Origin of the sequence: Dictyobacter arantiisoli, from assembly GCF_008326305.1 — a bacterium.
Classification (GTDB): Bacteria; Chloroflexota; Ktedonobacteria; order Ktedonobacterales; family Ktedonobacteraceae; genus Dictyobacter; species Dictyobacter arantiisoli.
In genome coordinates, this window is sequence record NZ_BIXY01000051.1 from 15569 (window position 1) to 35512 (window position 19944).

Genomic DNA, 19944 nt, shown 5'->3' on the forward strand with positions numbered 1-19944 from the left:
GGGAATGACACAGAAACAGGAAACGATACACAAGCACTTTTTCAGCGATATGAGCGTGATGCTTGGTCGTTCCATGCGCCATATCTTCCGCAGTATGGACACCATCATCACGGTCACGATCATGCCGATTGCATTTATGTTGCTGTTCGTGTATGTGTTCGGTGGCGCCATTCAAACCGGGACCGCGAATTATGTGAATTACTTATTACCTGGGATCCTCCTGATTGCGATTGCGAGCGGGATATCCTATACGGCGTTCCGTCTATTTACCGATGTGCAACGGGGGATCATTGAGCGCTTTCGCTCCATGCCGATTGCCCCGTCCACCATGCTGTGGGGACACGTCCTGACCTCGCTGGTCTCCAACGCGATTTCGGTGGTAGTCATCATTCTCGTTGCGTTGATCATGGGCTTTCGTTCGTCGGCGGGCATCCTGTCCTGGCTGGCCGTCTTTGGCATTCTCGCGTTGTTTACGCTAGCCTTAACCTGGGTGGCGGTGATTCCCGGACTGACCGCAAAATCGATAGACGGTGCATCTGCCTTTTCGTATCCGCTGATCTTCCTGCCCTTTATCAGCTCGGCGTTTGTGCCCACCAGGTCGATGCCGCTGGTCGTCCGCGTCTTTGCCGAAAACCAGCCCGTGACGGCGATCGTGGATACTATCCGTGCGTTACTGGCTGGGCAGCCTGTCTCTCAGGAGATCTGGGTGGCGCTTGCCTGGTGCGTCGGCATTCTGCTGGTGGCCTACATCTTTGCAATGAGGGCCTATCGCAAGCGTGTGTCATGAACATGGGTCATCCGTTGAGCCTCTGGTGCCGCGGAGACTGGGCTTTCCGCAACGGCGCGAGACGGCCTTCTGGTATCTCTTCCCTATCGATCTCTATGACGCCCATGGGAACCGATTGATGCGGTTGTTGAACCCGGTTGACACCGCTATGGCCAACTCCGGTCTGGTCAAAACGGCGGCGCTAATACGGTCACAGGTGAAGGAGAAATTGCACCTGCTCAGAGGCTAGATGACTTGCCTTCTGCTGGCATCTTTGTATTGACCACATATTTGTAGAAGGTGGCTCAGCTCTTGAAGCCGGTGAGCGCCATCGTTTTCTGGACTCTTCCACCTCTTTTGAAGAAAGCCTCTGAGGAACATCGGCTCTCCTTCACTTTGCGTGAATCGAAAAGGTCCCAAAACAGAGCCCTGAAACATGCGAGATCTACTCGCCGAGGTCTTGTGCAAGCCACCCTGAGGTATCGAGGCGAAGGGGATCAGTGCCAACCAGCACTGCCAGATGTTTCTCTATTTCCTCGATCTGGGTGGTACCGATCTGCCGAGCCCATGTATTGCGTAACTCATCAAAGATCTCTTCAGCTTCTCGCAGCATGTCGAATCCGCGTGCGGTGACACAAAGGCGTTTGCGGCGAGCGTCTACTGGATCTACTTCACGCACAACGTATCCGCGCTTTTCAAGTACCCCAATGGTTTTCGCCGCCGCTTGTTTTGAGACCGCTAGACGCCGACTTAGCTCTGAAGCGTTGTCAACGCCCGAGGCAATGGCCCGAATTGCGAAGTCGTGAACGGGACGAACATCCTCGTAGCCGCGGGCGGCAAGCTCAACGTGCGCGGCGTCCACCAGTGAACGATAACCGCCAATTAAAAGCATAGTGAGAGTAGCACCTGAACGAGAGCTCAACGTTGGTCCAGTACATCTCACAGGCCAGGGCATCAGTGGGGCGACCGTCTTCCGCCTCGCGGCCACCCATCCGGAAGACGTGCTCAGCTTTACCGCGATCGAGACGGGCCTGCCCGGGTTCGGCGCGGAGAGGCTGGCCGACGTCACACACGGGGGCACCTGGTACATCGGCGTTCTTGTCGCTCCGCATATTCCCGAGATGCTGCTCACTGGCCGCGAGCGCGAGTTCTTTGGACAATTCATATTCCCAGCCATGAGCGTGACACCAGGAGCGATCACCAAAGCTGACATCGACGAGTTCGTACGCACCTACTCCCGCCCCCGCAGGCTGGCGCGGAGCGATTGGCCTCTACCAGTCGATGCTCCAGGAGGGCGCAGACATTACAGCTCTCGTCGCCACTCACAAACTGAGCATGCCTGTGCTGGCAATCGGAGCCAGAGGCGGTGAGTTCACCTTCGCAACGATGAGCCAGGTAGCATCGGGCCAGGTCCGGTCGGTCTCCCTCGATGGCGTTGGCCACTATGCAGCTCTGGAGGCACCCGAGAAGGTGGCAGATGCTCTTCTCGAATTCTTCAACAGCATCGATGCTGATCGATAAATCGAATTGTCGTTGGCCCTTGAGATTGAACGGACCAGATGACAATGCGAAACGCTTCGTGTTGCAGCCCGGTTTGTTCATTCTCAAGGGTCTTGACAGAATGCTAGCGTCGCTCTATACTATAAATGTAACGTTTACGTCATGTTTTGAGGAGAAATGATGAAGCAACGTATGCGGATCGGTGATCTGACAGAGCAGGCCAGAGTGACCCCAACGTACCGTTCGCTACTACGAGAGTATCGGGCTGCTCCCTCCCGCAGAACGTGAGGGGCACGGTCACCACTACTATAGCGAGGAAACGCTTGCCCGCTTGCGGAAAATCGACCAGCTCAAGCAACTCGGACTGAGCCTGGACGAGATCTGCGATGTCATTGATCTCTACTTTACCGATCCCAGCGGCATTCAGCCAAAACAAAAAGTCTTTGCCGTTCCCAGAAAACACCTTGCCGAGGCTAGCAGGAAAATTGGCGATTTGCAGCAATTTCGCGCAGATTTGCAGGCCAACATCGAACGCTTCGAGTGCTTCCTGGCCGCAAAGCAACAGCTCTAGTTTTTTTCTTTAAAATACGACGTTAACGTCAACATCATGTTCTCATTTCTCCAGAGAACCTTGCTCGCAGACGATTGCGAACAAACAGCCTGGAGGGATGAATATGGTAAGAGAAAGAGAGAAAACAACGATGAAAGCAATAGGTGTGACGACGTTCGGCGGGCCAGAAGTGCTGCACGTCGTAGAGCTTCCTGAACCTCATGCAGGCCCTGGTGAGGTGCGCATGCGCGTCCACGCGGCATCAGTCAATCCGACTGACTTGCTCTTTCGTGCCGGTTCACAGGCTGCGCGACTCAGCGGGCGCCCTGGGCCGTATATCCCAGGTATGGACGCCGCAGGTGTCATCGATGAGCTTGGTCCTGGCACGGACAACCACCTTCAGATCGGAGATCGGGTTGTGGCCTTCGTCATCCCTGCCGGTCCACACGGTGGCGCATATGCTGAGTTCATCATAGTGCCAGCGGCCTGCGTGGTGCTCGCGCCAGCGGGCGTGGACTTTCCGGCGGCCTCCACACTGCTCCTCAACGGTCTGACCGCGCGACTTGCTCTCGATGCCCTCGCGCTTAATACCGGGCAAACGGTGGCGGTGACCGGTGCCGCTGGCGCATTCGGTGGTTATGTCGTACAGCTCGCGAAAGCAGACGGCCTCACAGTTATTGCAGATGCCTCACGCTCCGATCAGACGCTGGTGCATGCTCTGGGGGCCGACTACGCTCTTGATCGTGGTGAGGCCTTCGCCGAACGTGTTCGCCTGCTTCTTCCGCAAGGAGTTCCCGGCCTGGCTGATGGGGCCATGCTCAATCATCTAGCGTTGCCCGCGATCGCCGACGGCGGCGCGATGGCCGTCATTCGCGGATGGGACGGGCCCTCCGAACGTCGCATCACGTTGCATAAGATCTCCTCGACCGTCTTCGCAACGAACACGACCTTGTTCAACCAGTTGGTCCAGCAGGTTGAGCAGGGTATTCTGACGCTGCGCGTGGCCGATGTTCTTCCTGCCAATCGGGCTGGCGAGGCTCATCGCCGCCTCGAAGCCGGTGGGGTGTGCGGGCGTCTGGTATTAGATTTCACCTCATAGGCCTCTGGCAAGGATTAGTTCCCAGAACAGCCATATGTAATGAATTTGCAAACGCTTACAATCTCTGTTCCATTAATACCATAGACTCTCGCTTGAGTCAAGACTTTTTGCGGCTCTTTTCCCGCATAGCACAAAGAAATCATAAAAAGGCCAAAATCGGTTTCCCTACATGACCACCTTTGGCAGCGGGTTGAACGCCAAAACTCGCTGAGGAGACATAATGGCTCTTTCTCAATCTGGTAGAACAATTTACAGCCGCTATAGCGGAATTTGTGATGTTTTTGTATAAGAGGTATCATAAAGATTACTGAAAAAAAGGCGGCCAGCGTACTAGTACTGCGTTACCCTTCATTTGAAAAGCAGGGCTGCAAGGGGCTGTGAAGCCTTGCCAGTAAGCAAAAATCCATGCTGTGAATGGAAAAGAATTTGTAAACGCTTGCACAGTAAATTCATGCTTCTTTTGTACACTCTTCTCCAGCATGTTTTTCCTCACAAGCAGAAAAATCTTTCCTTTTGTTTCCACTTGACTTTCTAATAGGAAGCATGTTATCTTTGAATGAAAGATGGTTTCCTTTCCGAAGGAAAGTTTTCCTTGATGGTTGATATATGTATGAAGAGCAAAAAAAGGGCGCCGATGAGGCTGAGGCTGAGCAAAGATCGCAGACGCCATCATCGACCAGAGGAGCAACATTAAAGGATGTTGCGCTTGCGGCTGGTGTAACACTCGGCACAGCATCCAAGGCAATCAATGGGCGTGGAAAACTAAGCCAGGAGACGCGCGAACGGGTACGTGATGAGGCTCGTCGACTAGGTTTTCGTTTTCGCAAACTCGAACAGGACACACTGGTGGATCAGCATATGATGATTGGAGTGCTGACCTCTGATGTGTATGGGCGCTTCAGTCTTCCGCTACTCTCGGGAATTGAAAAGGCCTTCGACATGCGCCCTGTATCGGCTGTTCTCTGCTCGGCGAGTGATCAGAGGAAGGAACAGGCTCATCTTCAGACCTTACTAGAACGACACGTGGATGGCATTGTGGTTTCAGCCCGACGGGAAGATCCACGTTTGCCAATAGATCTGGGTCAGGTTCAGCTTCCCGTCGTCTATGCTCATACTCAGGTGACAGATCCAAATGCGCTCAGCATACTCCCAGACGATGCACAGGGCGCGCGCCTGGCTGTTGAACATCTTATCAGCATCGGCAGGCGTCAATTCGCCCATATTACCGGTCCAGGCTATTTCGAAGCGGTACGTTTGCGAGAGAGTGCCATGAGCCAGGTGCTGGCCGAACACGACATCCCTTTTTCTATGAATCGTGTATTATCTGGTCCCTGGCAGGAAAGTTGGGGCTATACTGCCGCGAAATATCTTATCAAGCAAGATCTCTCTATCGACGCGCTCTTTTGTGGTAGCGATCAATTGGCACGTGGAGCTGTTGATGCACTTCATGAGATGGGTATACGGATTCCTGAGGATGTAGCAGTGGTCGGATTCGATAACTGGGAACCAATCGCGTGCGCCACACGTCCTGCTCTCACGACAATTGATATGAATCTCGAAGCGGTTGGGCACTATGTTGGACAATGTTTACTGGACCTGCTGGCAGGAAAACTGTTATCAGGGACGGTACGCCTCCCGTGCAAGCTGATTGTCCGCGAGTCTACTGTCCCAATACCCATCTGATCGAGAGGCTACATTTATCAACAATATTCCATGATTGATTCTGTTTGATCCAGGCGCTCATTTTTGAGAGCCAGAGAAACGTGCTATGTTCTTTAACAGAGAACAGAAAGAGGTCCAGCAATGCAGCAACAACCTCGTCTTTTTATGGACAAACAAGGCAACCTTCATTCTTTTAAGCATATTCCCCAGCTTTTTTCATTCGGATGTACGCTGTTGTTAATCCTGAGCATTGTTGCAGCGTGTGGAGGCTCCACGCCAGGTTCTTCCACCGGTAATAGCAACGGAAAAATCACCCTGACCGAGATGGATTACTGGAGTGTCCCGGCGCAAGGCGCAACGCTCAATAAGTTATTTGGACAATACCAGAAACTCCATCCGAACATTGTCATTCAGCGAAATGCTGTTCCTTTCGCGAACTTATTACCAAAAGCAGATCAGGAAGCAGCTTCTCATACCCTTCCTGATATTATGGCCCTCGATAATCCTGATGTCGCTCAATTCGCAGCGACCGGCGCATTGACTCCCCTCGATTCCTACATGCAAGGAAACTTCAATGCTTCCGATTTTTATGCTGGTCCCTTGACTACCATGAAATATCAAAGCAAGACCTATTCCATCCCGGTCGGCAATAATGACCTGGCACTTTACTATAACAAAAAAGCCTTCACTGCGGCAAAGCTTCAGCCTCCAACAACCTGGAGTCAACTTGAGGCCGATGCGAAAGCATTGACTCATGGCAATACCTATGGCTTCGCCTTCTCTGCACCGGCCAATGAGCAAGCAACCTTCCAATTTGAACCCTTCTTGTGGTCGAATAATGGAGATCTCTCGAAAATCGATTCGAGCACAAGCGTGGCAGCGTTGCAGGTGTTAGTGAATATGATTCAGCAAGGTTCTGCCTCAAAGGGTGCACTCAACTGGGGACAGGTGGATGTCGCAACCCAGTTTGGCGAGGGCAACGCCGCCATCATGGAGAATGGTCCCTGGGAACTTCCCGCTCTGGAGCAGCAGTACAAGATGAAATTTGGTGTAGACTTCGGTGTTGTGCCGATGCCTGTTCCGCAGACTGGCGCTGCGCCTGTCGTTCCACTGGGCGGTGAAGCCTGGACCATTCCGGTCAATCGCAATCCCGCAGTGACGAAAGCCAGTTGGGATCTGGTGAACTGGTTGGAACAACCTGACCAGTTGCGTCAGTTAGACGAGGGCTTCGGCTATATTCCGGCGCTCAAAAGCACGGCTCAACTGGTTCTGAAGGACAACCCCGAACTGCAAGTTTTTGCGGATGAGTTCAATACCGCCCGTGCTCGTACTGCGCAATTGGGAACAAAGTATCCAAAAGTATCGCAGGCTATCTGGACGGCGGAGCAGGCTGCCTTGACAGGAGGTAGCTCATCCCAGGCTGCTTTAACCCAGGCTCAACAACAAATCGCTACCATCCTCAATAGCTGAACAATCTGAAGTGTCATGCCGAGGAACATTTCAAGGAACCGGATAGAAATCTCATCTGTTCCGATTTTGGTGAAATGTTCCTCTTACCATCGTCTCCGACAAACAGTGAGACAGTGATAAGCGAAAAGCTGAACTGAGGAGTATGCAATGTTGTCTACCCAAAAAACTTCCGTGGTACGCGCTGGTGCGGGAGAAAGAAAACGCTCTTTATTAACGCGGCTACGCCGTATCAGGTATATGCGTATAGTGTTTGCGCGTCTCATATTCCTTCTCCCGCTGGTTGTCTATCTGGCGACCTTTTACGGCTATCCGTTATTCTATAGTATCCAGATCAGTCTAGAAAAATACGATTTGCAGTCCGAAATTACGGGCGTAACCTCTTTTGCTGGCCTGGCAAATTATATGGCGGATTTTCACGATCCTACCTTTAAAACGGCAGCTTTGCATACGCTGCTGTTCACTATGCTGTCTATTGTGCCGCAATTTCTGATTGGTCTGGCATTGGCGGTTTTTTTCTCACGCCGCTTTCCCTTGAGCCGGACTCTGCGCGTTCTGTTTATTTTACCCTGGCTGTTACCGTTGATCGTATCTGGCACAATCTGGAAGTGGTTGTTTAATGAAGCGAATGGATTGATCGATCTGGTTTTATCTGGCCTGCATCTTGTTCCAGCTCATTTTAGCTGGCTAACCACACCTGGATGGGCCTTTGCATCTATTATTTTTGTTAACATCTGGCTTGGTATCCCTTTCAACATGGTGATCCTGTATAGTGGACTGCAAACTATCCCACAGGAATTTTATGAGGCGGCATCGATAGATGGAGCGAGCTCCTGGCAAAGGTTTCTCTATATTACCATCCCAATGTTGGAGCCCGTGATTGGCATCGTCCTGATGTTGGGCTTCATTTATACCATAAAAGTCTTTGACATTATCTATGTTTTGACGCAAGGAGGACCAGCAAATGATACCCAGACATTCGCGACCTGGTCCTATAATCTGTCGTTTGGCCAGCAATTGTTCGGACAAGGCGCCGCACAGGCCAATATGATCCTCTTGATTTCACTGGTTGTGGCCGTGTTTTACCTGCGGTGGTCGCGCTACAGTACCCGGTCGATCTAATGGAGGGATGCTCTTGAAAAAACCAGTTCAACGCTACTCAGCTGGAAACAGGACGTTGCACAACAGAAAAGCTATTACGATGGGGGGAGCTACTATTTTGGGTATCCTCATCACTTTTCTTATGCTCTTTCCCGTCTACTGGATGGTGGCGAATTCGTTTGAAACTACCGCTGAGATGTTTCGCAATCCGGTATCGGTGGTACCGACTCAGCTTACATTTGACCCATATATCACGGTCTGGCAATCGCAATTTCCGCATCTGATAACCAGCCTGGTCGTGTCTATCGGGGCCGCATGCCTGGCAATCGTGATTGCCACTCCGGCGGCGTACGCACTCGCACATTTCCGTTTTCGCTTCACTATCGTGCTCATGTTTTTTCTCTTGCTCGCGCAAATGATTCCTACCGTCACTCTGGCGACGCCCATGTTTTTGATTTTCAATCAGTTTGGATTGCTCAATAGCACATTTGGACTGATTCTGGCGGATAGCACTTACGCGGTTCCGTTTGCGGTGTTGATCTTGCGCACGTTCTTTCTCTCTGTTCCCTATGAGTTGGTCCAGGCTGCGTTTGTAGATGGCACCGGTGAGTGGGGAGCCTTTTTCAGGGTGGTGCTCCCGCTCGTCGTGCCAGGCGTGATTACGGCGGGATTGTTTGCATTTCTGTTTGCCTGGGGCGATTTTATCTATGGGTTAACGCTCACCACCAACGATACAATCCAACCGATTTCCTTGAGCATCTATTCTTATATTGGTCAGTTTAGCGATTACTGGAATAATGCGATGGCTGTCGCTGTGCTGGCGTCCATACCAGCGGCGATTTTGCTTATCCTATTCCAACGCTACATCACCGCTGGCCTGACAGCTGGCGCAGTAAAAGGCTAGCGTCAGTTGTCAGTTACGTGCGGCCAAGCGTGCATACGATTGTTCTATGCTCGTAATTATAGCTATAACACTTACCTGATCAATCTCTAAATGAGAACAGGACAGGTAAATATCTGTTCTTCATGAAAGGATCACACATGACCTCATCATCATATTCCCTGGCGCAGGGGGATGCACAGATGCCGTTGCGCTCATCTTCCGTCGCACATACCTCGATACTCTTTGAAGATGCGTTCTGGGGACCTCGCTTGCAGGCTCTCCGTGAGCAGACCTTGCCTGCAATTTATCAACAGATGCAACAGGATGGGCATTTTACGGCTTTTCGTGAGGAATGGCACGCAGGAATGTATCCCATTCCTTATGTGTTCTGGGAATCTGATATTGCCAAATGGATAGAGGCTGCGAGCTATAGCCTGGCAACACATCCAGATGCTCACCTTGAGACGCTCATTGATGAGGCCATTGCGTTTCTGCTTACACTGCAGCAGCCCGATGGCTATCTCAATCTCTGGTTTACACAGGTTGAACCGGAACAACGCTGGGCCAATCTACGCGACCACCATGAACTTTATTGCGCTGGCCATCTGATTGAGGCTGCTGTAGCGCATTTTCAGGCGACTGGAAAACGTGTGCTCCTGGACGCGGTCTGTCGCTATGCCGATTATATTGATGCTACCTTTGGCCCGGAGGAAAGCAAGCAGCATGGCTATTGCGGACATGAAGAGATCGAACTTGCATTAATCAAGTTGTATCACGCGACAGAGGAGCGCCGTTATCTACGCCTGAGCCAGTATTTTATTGAGGAGCGTGGCAAACGTCCTCCTCATTATTTCGACGTGGAGGCTGAGAAGCGTGGGGAACCGCCCGCTGACTTCTGGGCCAGCACATATGAATATAACCAGTCACATGTGCCGGTGCGTGAACAACATGAGATTGTGGGACACGCCGTACGTGCTATGTATCTGTTCAGCGCAGTTGCTGATCTTGCGCGTGAGCTGAATGATGAAAGTCTCTATGAAACGTGCCAGGATATCTGGCATCATCTCAATTCAAAACGCCTGTATATCACGGGTGGACTGGGTTCCTCGGAAGGTAATGAGGGCTTTACTGCCGATTACGACCTGCCCAATTCATCGGCATATGCAGAGACATGTGCGGCAATCGGTCTGGTTATGTGGAGTCAGCGCTTATTGCAACTGGATGCCGATTCCCGCTATGCCGATGTCCTGGAACAGGCCCTCTACAATGGCGTCTTGAGCGGAATCTCGCTCGATGGCACCTCTTTTTTCTATGTGAATCCTCTGGAAAGCCATGGAACGCATCATCGTCAACCCTGGTACAAGTGCGCTTGCTGCCCACCTAATATTGCACGCCTGCTCCTCTCGCTGGGGAGTTATCTCTATAGCGTGACCGCTAACGATATTCTGGTGCATCTGTATGCACAATGTACCGCTACGCTCTCCGTCGGCGCGCATCGGATCATCTTGCATCAACAAACCAACTATCCCTGGGATGGTGAGGTGAGTTTTGAGATAGAGTTGGATAAACCGGCTGAATTTGGGCTACACCTGCGTATTCCAGGCTGGTGCCAGCACGCTCGCCTGACACTGGCTGGCGAGGATATTCCCTTCGAGGTGCGCAAAGGATATGCGTATGTTACCCGTACCTGGCAATCTGGCGATAGCGTGGTTCTCCACCTGGATATGCCTGTCGAGCGCATCTATCCTCATCCAGCCATACGCGAGAATGTAGGCAACATTGCTCTTCGCTCAGGCCCGTTGCTCTACTGCCTGGAAAACAGCGATAATCCGCTTCCACTCTACCAGATCTGTATTCCAGACAGCGCGACCTTTGAGAAACAATTTGTCCCTGACCTGCTCGGCGGAATCGCCTTACTCAAGGGTGAGGTCCAGGCTCTGGAACGCACCGATGGCATTGATACGCTCTATCACACGACACCGCCCACAACGAAACCTTATCTGCTGACGGCAATTCCCTATTATGCCTGGGATCATCGCGAACCGGGGGAAATGCGCATATGGTTACGTGCATGTCTGTAATAGAGATACAAATATAAATTTGAGAAGAATGGAGGAATAGCACGAGCTATTCTGAAAATGCCGCCACAATTGTTTCTCCTGTGTGTACTTCTTGCCATATTGATCGGTAGTGAGATCATCTCATTTCTTTAGATGAGCAGAGCCACAAGAGATTTGTCATCTATTCAAAAAAAATTGACAGTTGCCCCAAATAAGACCCTCTCTCAGCATAAGCATCACACACGTTGCATATGCTGAGAGAGAGCCTGCCACGCTGCCTGGGGGCGCGTCATATTTAGCAGGATCAAACGAGAATCAGGACAGTGATCTTCACATTTGGATGGTTGGATGAGGTGAGACTGTATCTAAGTTTGCTTCCTCATTCTTACGGCGCGACATTTGCATGAGAAAAAAACCACCCAGTATATAAAAGGGAAGAAATCCGACCAGCCAGCCAAGCCAGATGGGAATAGCCGGGAGTGTCGTGGCTGGAAATGACACAATCGCTACGCTTTGTCCTTGCGAACCGTTCACGGTGATCTGGAGTGTCCAGGGGCCTTGTACGGTGATTTCTGCCGCACCTTTTATGCCATTATGAACATTTGGATCAGGACTAAATGTTGCTCGGACCGGGGTGGCATCGACACCTGAACCGGGTACTGAATACACCTGATAGGTCGGTGAACCACTGGTTGCACTGGATGGCGCAACTGCAAACGGTAAGCCGTAGCCTGCGCTCGCGGGATAGCGATACAAACTGACTGTGAGTTGATAAGGACCAGCCTTCACCTGTTCTACGCGTGCGGGTGTCGTACTCGGGATTGTTGCTGCGATTGAGATTCCAAGATCTATCAGCACGACAATCAAGGCAATGACCCCCAATACAAGCATGAGTCTTTGTAAGAGCAATTTTGACATCTCCACTCACTATCCTTCCAGGGTGCGCATCGTTTTCCCGATGCCCTGCCCAAGCTGTACACCCATGAATGTCCCTAGAAAACCAAGTGCAAACGACAGGATAACCCCTGCGACACCCAGGATACTTATCAGATTGAGTACCGCTAAAGGAGATCTGACCGTGACGGGAATGGTGCACAGAAAAGTTGCCACAACCAATCCTGTCAGCAGTTGCCGCTTTGACCAGTTCTGCTTCTTTGCTCTTTGTATGACAAGGTCGATCAATACAGCAGCAACAATTGTCAAAAGAGGCCATGATACTGACACGATAGATATCTGAGGCGGAGTAGCATGCTGCTCCTTCAGAAAGGTCAACTGTTCAAGTTGCATCAGGAGCGTTAAGGCTGGCGGGATCGCTAATTGATCAATGATCACAAAGAGCGCACTCACTCCAAATACGCTGGTGGCAGCCCACTGCCATGGGAGGAGAGAAGCAGCGGCAATCAGGATACAACCTACAAGCAGACCAATTAAGCATGGAAAGAGACTCAGGGAAATAAATCCCAGATTGATCGTGTAATCAGGCTGCAATCCATTAAACACCAGAAGCATGAAGAGGGAGAGCGTGGTTGCAAAAGCGACCACCATGCCCGCATAGGCAGTCCGCTTCGAGCCAGGCGCATGAATACGGCTAGCGAGGTTGGCCGCTGATGCGAACAGATACGCAGCTCCCAGACCAGTCAAGGCCATCCCGCTGATAATCATGACGTGAAAGGGTGCCCAGAGCGTCACATCGATACCATAGAGCGAATGCCAGTAGGTATCCAGGGGAAAAGCCACGGCGGAATTGAGCGCTGCATAGCCAGCAATGTAGGCCCCTAAAGGCGCGGAAAAGAGTCCTGCAAATGGAGTCACCTGTTTGGTGCTACTGCGATTTTGTCGTGCCCAGATCGTCTCGGTCACGACGAGTAGCAGAGCCGCGATGCCGCTCAGCCCAATTCCTGATAACATCATCTCGTGTGGTGGGATCAGTGTACGATCACGTCCGACAAATGCATGCCATTGAATATCCCAGCTTGTTCCCAGAAAACAGATCAACGAACTCAACGAGATAATTAAAGCTGAAATGAAGCGTACCTTGACGACTGTGTACAATGACAGGGTGTGCGAGGTAGAACTACGTGCCAAACGTGTCTCACCAATGCTCTGTTGTGCCATCTGAATAATCCTTTTTGTTTTTGTGTATTTTCTATCTTCTCGTGTGTCCCTCAAAAAACAACGCTTACCATCTCCATCTCAGAAGATACAGCAGGGACACACAAACGTGTCCAAAGATCGCAACTATGAGAACTGCGGTTTGTTGCGATACATTCAGGATACGTGTCTTTCCTGAAGCTCATATGAAGTGAAGATAAAGATTGCATAAAGGGCCCTCGTTGCGCCCCGAAGTCAGCCCGTAAATCCTATGGAGAAGCAGCAGCAGTGTGATATGCTTCTATCCATGGAATGAGAAGAAGCAGCAATGGATTGGAGAGCGCTATCCTATGGCGCGAGGATTTTTTTGATGGCGACACGTGTCTTACTGGTGGATGATGATCAGAAAATCATCTCTTTACTTAAACGAGGTCTGGCCTATGAAGGCTTTGAGATCTATACGGCTCCGGATGGTGAGGCAGGTCTGGCGGCGGCCAAAAAATATCAGCCACAACTGGTACTCCTGGATATTACGATGCCCGGTATTGATGGTTTGGAACTCTGTCATCGCCTGCACCTGCTCACTGATAGCGCTATTATTATGTTAACTGCCCGTGATGAGGTTGCCGATAAAGTGCAGGCTTTGGGCCTGGGAGCAGACGATTATGTCCCCAAACCATTTTCCTTTGATGAATTAGTCGCACGGATGCGAGCGGTGCTGCGTCGACATACCGGGAATCATGAACTGCTGGTGTACCGAGATCTAGAATTAAACCAGGGCTCCCGCGAGGTACACCGGTAAGGATCGCTGATAGAACTCACGACACGCGAGTACGATCTGCTACTCATACTCATGCGCCATCCTCGGCAAGTATTAACGCGTACCCAACTCCTGGAGCAGGTCTGGGGCTATGATGCAACGCTGGAGACAAATGTATTGGAGGTCCATATGGGACACCTGCGTCAAAAGTTGGAAGCAAACGGCGGTTCGCGCTTGATCAAAACGATTCGCGGCGTCGGCTATGTGATGAAAGGATGATCCTCATGCTTGCGCAGCATCCTTTTACATCCAAAATCAACCTTATCCGTACTCGTCTCACGCTGTGGATCATCGGTATTCTCGCAATCGGGTTCCTCCTGTTGGTTCTCATCACCTTTCTCATCGCGCATTCACTCCTGGTGAGATTGACGATAGAACGTCTGCAACAAAATGTTACCTCTTTGTCAGATGCTTTCGGGCAGGAGAATCCAGGAACCAATCTCACGCTCGTTCATAACCAACTCGATGCCTTCAGCACTTCCAAGTCCTATTTGCAATATCAGAATCTGCAAGGCAGGCCGATTGCCAGCTCAAAGAATATGGGCAAACTTATCTTACCACTCGCCCAACTCAAATCAGCCATACAGGCAAATCGCGTTATCCAGGATGTCCCTTTTAATAAAAGCTCCTTTATGATGTATGGCCATGTCGTTGTGGTGAAAGGGAAGGTACAGGGATATATTCTGTCTGCATACAATATCACCGACAACAACGCCATCGATCTGCTTTTAACGCTCCAGTACAGTGGTATCGTGATTATACTCACGCTAGCCGCTATCTCCGTCTGGCTATTGGTGCGCCATATTATGCTACGTCCCCTGGAACATCTGGCGAACGCGGCCTCGCAGATCGCTATGACCAGGGATCACTCCCTACGCTTGCACATTGGAAAACGCCCCGACGAAATCAATCGTCTTGCCCAGAACATCAATAGCATGCTGTACTCCCTTGAAGATGCCTATCAACAAATGCAACACATCAATGATCTTCAGCGCAGCTTTCTCGCCGACGTCTCACACGAACTACGTACACCATTGACGATCATGCTCTCCTCGCTGGATCTGATGAAAAAAGAACAAGGGCGTGATCCCGAATTCCAGGCCAACGCACTGGAAAATATCCATAGCGAAACGGAACGTATGGCTCGTATGGTCACGCGCTTGCTTATGCTCGCTCGTACCGATGCTGGCGCATCATTTGCGCGTGAACCACTGCTGATTGTCGATATTATCAACGAAGCATGCCGTCAGAGTTCTCCATCCAGCAGGACCATCCAGCTTGAGTGTCAAGGATTTGAGATCATTGAAGATGCCGTTGTTGCAGGCAATGCTGATTATCTCAAACAGGTCTTTCTGATTCTGCTGGAAAACGCCTATAAATATACACTCGATGACGGGAAGGTGACGGTTATCGCAGCGATACAAAGGCAACAGGTAGCCATAAGCATCTCAGACACCGGGATCGGCATCCCCTCCGATGATCTAGCCAGTCTCTTCGAACGCTTTTACCGCGCAAAAAACGCTCGCACCCAGCCCGGGATGGGGCTGGGGCTCTCTATCGCTAAGAGTATCATCGAGCAACACAACGGAACGATTCGCGTCGAGAGCATACTCACGCAAGGAAGTTGCTTTACCATCTCACTCCCACTCTTAAATGAGTGAGATGAGCGCCACGGAACGCATTTCCATCTGTCACTGGGTCTCCATCCTTTAGGGTCAATACCGTTTCAATAAGCCATGCTCCTATGGGAGCACCCCAATACGGTTCACATAAAAGGAATGATGATGAAAAACGTAGGTGTGTCCCGAGGTCGCAACCGAGGTGCGCTTTCCCGTTCACGTACCACCATCTCGCCCCAACACGCTGTGACGCCCCTGGTATGACAGTTGTGGTAAGGATGAGCCTACGGGTGCGCTTCTCGTACGTGATGAGGAAAGCGCACCTCGGCTGCGGCCTTGGCACGCACCTACGTTTTTGTTCATTTTATGCGCTATTGGGCATGTTTCTCCTGAAATTGCTTCCAACCTCCTGATTCAGGGTGCTCCCCAATACGGTTCACATAAAAGGAATGATGATGAAAAACGTAGGTGCGTCCCAAGGTCGCAACCGAGGTGCGCTTTCCCGTTCACGTACCACCATCTCGCCCCAACGCGCTGTGACGCCCCTGGTATGACAGTTGTGGTAAGGCCCAAATTTGACCAGGTTCATCTCAAAAATTCCACTTGCGCCTGGCGGTGCTTCCTGACTGACGAGCCGTCGCCCTCTGCCGCACAACCTTGTGTGGCAGAGGGCGACGGCTCGTCTTCAACAACAGAGGGAGTGGAAATATCTGCTCCGCTTTGGTTCTCTTCAGATTCAGACCCGTGCGAGTTTTTCCGGGTTGGCAATGATCCGAAGCGCCAGAATCTTCCCTTCCTCCACATCAATGGTCAGGACGGAAAACACTTGATCTCCAGCGCGGACAATCAGGGCAGCTTTACCGTTGACTTCCTCTAGCTCGACACGAGCGTTCTCGGGCCAAAAGCGCCTCGTTCCCAGACTAAAGCGTGCCACGGCTTCACGTCCTTGGATCGGGCGTAGCGCAGCCTGTTTGATTTTCCCACCTCCATCAGCCCACAGGATCACATTTTCTGAGAGCAAATTCTTCAAGGGGTCCATCTCACCCGTCTGCACCGCCTGGAAATACCCATTGAGTAACTGCCGGTGAGTTTCGTGAGAAGCAGGGAAGCGTGGGCGATGCTCACGGAGATGAACCTTCGACCGGCTAAAGGAGCGGCGACAGGCTGCTTCACTTTTTCCTAGCATGGATGCTATCTCGGCAAATTCGTACTCGAAGACTTCGCGCAGTAGGAAGACAGCTCGCTCGAACGGTTGGAGCTGCTCCAACAAGACTAGAAATGCCAGCGAGATCGATTCCTCCGTCTCGACGTGCTTTTCAGGATCGACTACGTCTGGAGTTGTGGCTGTGAGGATCGGCTCCGGTAACCAGGGACCCACGTATAGCTCGCGCTTTCTGCGCGCTAACTCGAGTTGATCTATACACAAACGCGTGAGGATGGTGGTGAGATACGCTTTGAGCGAGTGAATGATCTCCGGCTTTGCACCCTGATAACGTATATAGGTCTCCTGCACCATATCCTCGGCATCCATCGCACTACCGAGCATACGGTAGGCGATGGCAAAGAGGTAGGATCGGTAGGGCTCAAACGCGTCTTCCATGCTCCTCCTCTTATCGTACAAGACGTACTACATTCATAAAAAAACTCCTTCTAGCAAAGGGAACGCTCACAAGGATAAGACGGCTCTCGTGCCACTCCTGTCACACAACTCTCTCCAGAGAAAACACCGGATGATGTACTGCCGCCTGTTCAAAATCCTCACGTGAAGAGTTCGCAGTCACTTCAAAGTACTTTTCCAGAAAAGAAGGGATACCCCCCTCTAGAACTGTTTTGAGGATCAAGCCCGCCTCACCGGCAGGGAGTTCTATTGCACGGATCGTCTCCGCATGGCGTCCACGTGTGATGATCGCTTCTCCTGCGGCCCGCAGATTGCGTACCCAATCCACGACTCCATAGGGCGTAATCACATAGCGTTTCCCATCCTTCTCAACAATGGCTATCGGTGTCGTACGCGGCAACCCACTTTTGCGCCCGCGTACCGTGAGCAGATACATCGCTCCCAATTTGAAGCCAGCACGCAACAGGGTGATGGTCAGCACATTGAATACACGTACACCAAATGGAACTGGAGATGCTTTTGCCATGACTTTCTTCCCTTCTCTTTCTATCTTATTTCTACAATCATGTGATGCTTTTTCTATAAGTAGAGGCAGCTTTATGAAGACTACTTATATATGGTCATCATAAAGGCTACTATACATAAAGAAAGAGGGTGAAGGGAGCCTTTTTGGGACAACTTTCCTTGTGCTTTCCCCATTTATGTACAAAGAGCAAATAGGTTCAAATATAGTCGAAACGAAAATATTAATAACTACTATTTGATATATTTATTGACTTATATATATAAACATTGTTATAGTAACACTATCACGTTCCTGTTTTGTCTTGAATCCCATCCAGGAGCAAGAGCGAATGGCAGATAGATAAGCTCTTTTCCTTCCTGGTTGCCCACAGCACCAATGTCTCGCTAGAGCCTGATGCCCATCAGGCAGATGGGCATCAGGAATAGACTATATCTATCAATATCATTAAAATACGCTTGTAGAGCATGGTTACAGCGACGCAAGCAAAAGGATCCAGCTATGTCACAGACAGCATTCGAGCAAGATATTTTTATTCATGCCGCACCGGAAAAAGTGCATGCGTTTCTCTCAGCTCTGGATAATCATACCCAGATTCATCCACTCATCGTCGCGATTCGGCATACACAAACCAGCGCGGCTTCTGATGGAACTCCGATCAACCATTATGTGATTCGCGACCGCATGAAACAGGGCCCTTTTATGATGACGTTCTCCTATCGCGTTGAGATGAGCATCACTCCGCAGGGAATGATTGTCTATGATGCGCACCAGTTCCCGGCTATTTATCTGCATAACACCACTATGTGCGTACCCGAGGACAACGGGACACGTTTAAAAGAACGCGTCGAGATTACCGCGCCACGACTGATGGTTAACACGGTCTACTCACAGGCCCTGGCATCTCATCAGGAAATGTTTGCAAAGCTGAAAACAATACTCGAGTGATTTCTCTACGCCAGAGACACACGTATTCATAGCAATGCAATGGCCGTTTAGAAAGGATTCGTGAGAAGAATGCAAGTTTCTAACAATAAACCACCAACACAAGGAGAAAAGCAACCAACAGCACCTGCCGTTCCCACCAAACTGAATTTCTGGTTACGCCTGACCAGTACTGGCTGGGATCAGCCACAGAATACGATCGAACAACGCGAAAAGGTTCGTCGCAGTCGACTTACCTCGTGGATTCTGCTGGCCGAGATTATTGCACTGATTGCCTTTGTGCCTGCAACCTTGAGTGATCGGGCATCTGGCTTTGCGGTTCTTTTTGCAACCATCACGCTCGTCATCGAGATCATCTTGAATCGCAAAGGATTGGTCACGCTCGCCGGAACGATCCTGGTAGTCATGACGTGCCTGGCGGTCGTTGGAGTAATCATTGGTTCCACTGATGGGCAGATCCATCTCGTTTATCTTCCGGCCTACGATCTGCTGGTTATCGCGGTGATTCTTGGTGCCTCTATTTTGCCACGTAGTGCCGCATTTGTGATTGCCTTTGCGAATATCGTTCTGATCTATGGTGACCTCTTGCTACAACCCTGGTCACCCGATCTGCATCAAGCCATCAACCAGTACGGTATGGCGGTCATCGCCGGACGACCAGTAGCGATCCAACTTGTGGCTGCTATCATTTCTTTTCTCTGGGTCAGAGGTATGGATCAAGCTATTAGACGGGCTGACCGCGCGGAAGAATTGCGCAGCCTTGAGCAACGCTTCCTGGAAGTAGAAGCTGAACGAACTGTCCTCATCGAAGAGTTCGTGCGCAGCATCATTACATCCATCGAAGCGTTAGCGAATGGACAGGAGGGAGCAGTCCAACTGCCACCTCAACATCCACTACAGCCGCAGGCTACCTTTATCAATACACAGCTCAAGCAATTCTATAAGCTGAAGCAATCCAACAGTGTCACCAATGAGCAAATCAATTATGCCGCGAGAATGCTCCTGACCATGCTCCAACGTATCAACACTAACCAGAGCACGGTCAGTGGACTCGATCCGCGCCAATTCTCAACGCAAGTGCCAATCATTGACGAAATCGCCATCTATCTCTTCTTCTTCCTCCAGGGGAAGCATATGCCAAGACCATCATCAGAGGTACAACGACCGCCCTGGCGTTCATAATTAATTAAAAAGGGTGGATAAAGTGTACTCTGGCACACTTTATCCACCCTTTTTAATC

Annotated in this window: 18 protein-coding genes and 1 pseudogene; 14 read left to right on the forward strand and 5 right to left on the reverse strand. The window is 50.8% G+C overall.

The genetic code is table 11. The annotated features are described in order from the left end of the window. Nucleotides 1-4 precede the first annotated feature (4 nt). Nucleotides 5-787 carry an ABC transporter permease gene (locus tag F1593_RS16705; RefSeq protein ID WP_149402733.1) on the forward strand — a complete coding sequence of 261 codons (783 nt, stop codon included), beginning with the start codon at nt 5-7 and terminating at the stop codon, nt 785-787. A 25-nt stretch (nt 788-812) separates the two neighbouring features. Then, on the forward strand, nt 813-1016 hold the full coding sequence (locus tag F1593_RS28390; protein ID WP_172632182.1) for a hypothetical protein: 204 nt from the start codon (nt 813-815) through the stop codon (nt 1014-1016). Nucleotides 1017-1211: 195 nt separating this feature from the next. On the opposite strand, the gene F1593_RS16715 is transcribed toward F1593_RS28390, so the two are convergent. Further along, nucleotides 1212-1658 (reverse strand): MarR family winged helix-turn-helix transcriptional regulator, encoded by a 447-nt coding sequence (locus tag F1593_RS16715; RefSeq protein WP_216368889.1) that lies wholly within the window; start codon nt 1656-1658, stop codon nt 1212-1214. 1 nt (nt 1659) lies between these two features. On the opposite strand from F1593_RS16715, the gene F1593_RS16720 reads away from it, so the two are divergent. From F1593_RS16720 to F1593_RS16755, 8 genes are all read left to right on the forward strand, one after another. Then, nucleotides 1660-2136 carry an alpha/beta hydrolase gene (locus tag F1593_RS16720; RefSeq protein ID WP_216368890.1) on the forward strand — a complete coding sequence of 159 codons (477 nt, stop codon included), beginning with the start codon at nt 1660-1662 and terminating at the stop codon, nt 2134-2136. Between the two features lie 395 nt (nt 2137-2531). After that, the gene (locus F1593_RS28995) at nt 2532-2837 is read left to right on the forward strand and encodes a MerR family DNA-binding protein (RefSeq protein WP_235932609.1); all 306 of its coding nucleotides are present in this window, start codon (nt 2532-2534) and stop codon (nt 2835-2837) included. A gap of 130 nt (nt 2838-2967) precedes the next feature. Beyond that, nucleotides 2968-3915 (forward strand): quinone oxidoreductase family protein, encoded by a 948-nt coding sequence (locus F1593_RS16730; protein WP_149402705.1) that lies wholly within the window; start codon nt 2968-2970, stop codon nt 3913-3915. Between the two features lie 606 nt (nt 3916-4521). After that, nucleotides 4522-5598, forward strand: coding sequence for a LacI family DNA-binding transcriptional regulator (locus F1593_RS16735; protein ID WP_149402706.1), 1077 nt, complete (start codon nt 4522-4524; stop codon nt 5596-5598). Nucleotides 5599-5718: 120 nt separating this feature from the next. Then, on the forward strand, nt 5719-7047 hold the full coding sequence (locus tag F1593_RS16740; RefSeq protein WP_149402707.1) for an ABC transporter substrate-binding protein: 1329 nt from the start codon (nt 5719-5721) through the stop codon (nt 7045-7047). Between the two features lie 147 nt (nt 7048-7194). Beyond that, nucleotides 7195-8166 (forward strand): carbohydrate ABC transporter permease, encoded by a 972-nt coding sequence (locus F1593_RS16745; RefSeq protein ID WP_149402708.1) that lies wholly within the window; start codon nt 7195-7197, stop codon nt 8164-8166. Nucleotides 8167-8179: 13 nt separating this feature from the next. After that, the gene (locus F1593_RS16750; protein ID WP_216368892.1) at nt 8180-9049 is read left to right on the forward strand and encodes a carbohydrate ABC transporter permease; all 870 of its coding nucleotides are present in this window, start codon (nt 8180-8182) and stop codon (nt 9047-9049) included. 137 nt (nt 9050-9186) lie between these two features. Further along, entirely contained in the window at nt 9187-11109 is a 1923-nt protein-coding gene (locus F1593_RS16755; RefSeq protein ID WP_149402709.1) for a glycoside hydrolase family 127 protein, read from the forward strand. A 309-nt stretch (nt 11110-11418) separates the two neighbouring features. Here the strand turns inward: F1593_RS16755 and F1593_RS16760 are convergent, their stop codons facing one another. Both F1593_RS16760 and F1593_RS16765 read right to left on the reverse strand, forming a co-directional pair. After that, nucleotides 11419-12006: a hypothetical protein gene (locus F1593_RS16760; protein ID WP_149402710.1), complete on the reverse strand. Its 588-nt coding sequence runs from the start codon at nt 12004-12006 to the stop codon at nt 11419-11421. Nucleotides 12007-12015: 9 nt separating this feature from the next. Beyond that, nucleotides 12016-13203, reverse strand: a complete 1188-nt coding sequence (locus F1593_RS16765; protein ID WP_149402711.1) for a hypothetical protein — start codon at nt 13201-13203, stop codon at nt 12016-12018. A 346-nt stretch (nt 13204-13549) separates the two neighbouring features. Between F1593_RS16765 and F1593_RS30140 the strand changes: the two are divergent. Together F1593_RS30140 and F1593_RS16775 are read left to right on the forward strand one after the other, a co-directional pair. After that, nucleotides 13550-14218 (forward strand): annotated as a pseudogene (locus F1593_RS30140) (response regulator transcription factor). A gap of 5 nt (nt 14219-14223) precedes the next feature. After that, nucleotides 14224-15660 (forward strand): sensor histidine kinase, encoded by a 1437-nt coding sequence (locus F1593_RS16775; protein ID WP_172632183.1) that lies wholly within the window; start codon nt 14224-14226, stop codon nt 15658-15660. A 694-nt stretch (nt 15661-16354) separates the two neighbouring features. Here the strand turns inward: F1593_RS16775 and F1593_RS16780 are convergent. Together F1593_RS16780 and F1593_RS16785 are read right to left on the reverse strand one after the other, a co-directional pair. After that, nucleotides 16355-17218, reverse strand: coding sequence for an RNA polymerase sigma-70 factor (locus tag F1593_RS16780; RefSeq protein ID WP_149402713.1), 864 nt, complete (start codon nt 17216-17218; stop codon nt 16355-16357). A gap of 100 nt (nt 17219-17318) precedes the next feature. After that, a complete protein-coding gene (locus F1593_RS16785; protein WP_149402714.1) occupies nt 17319-17762 on the reverse strand; it encodes a nitroreductase family deazaflavin-dependent oxidoreductase in 444 nt (147 codons plus the stop codon). Between the two features lie 498 nt (nt 17763-18260). Between F1593_RS16785 and F1593_RS16790 the strand changes: the two genes are divergently transcribed. Both F1593_RS16790 and F1593_RS16795 read left to right on the forward strand, forming a co-directional pair. Next, nucleotides 18261-18707, forward strand: coding sequence for an SRPBCC family protein (locus F1593_RS16790; RefSeq protein ID WP_149402715.1), 447 nt, complete (start codon nt 18261-18263; stop codon nt 18705-18707). Nucleotides 18708-18776: 69 nt separating this feature from the next. Then, nucleotides 18777-19886: a hypothetical protein gene (locus tag F1593_RS16795; protein WP_149402716.1), complete on the forward strand. Its 1110-nt coding sequence runs from the start codon at nt 18777-18779 to the stop codon at nt 19884-19886. Nucleotides 19887-19944: the final 58 nt, after the last annotated feature.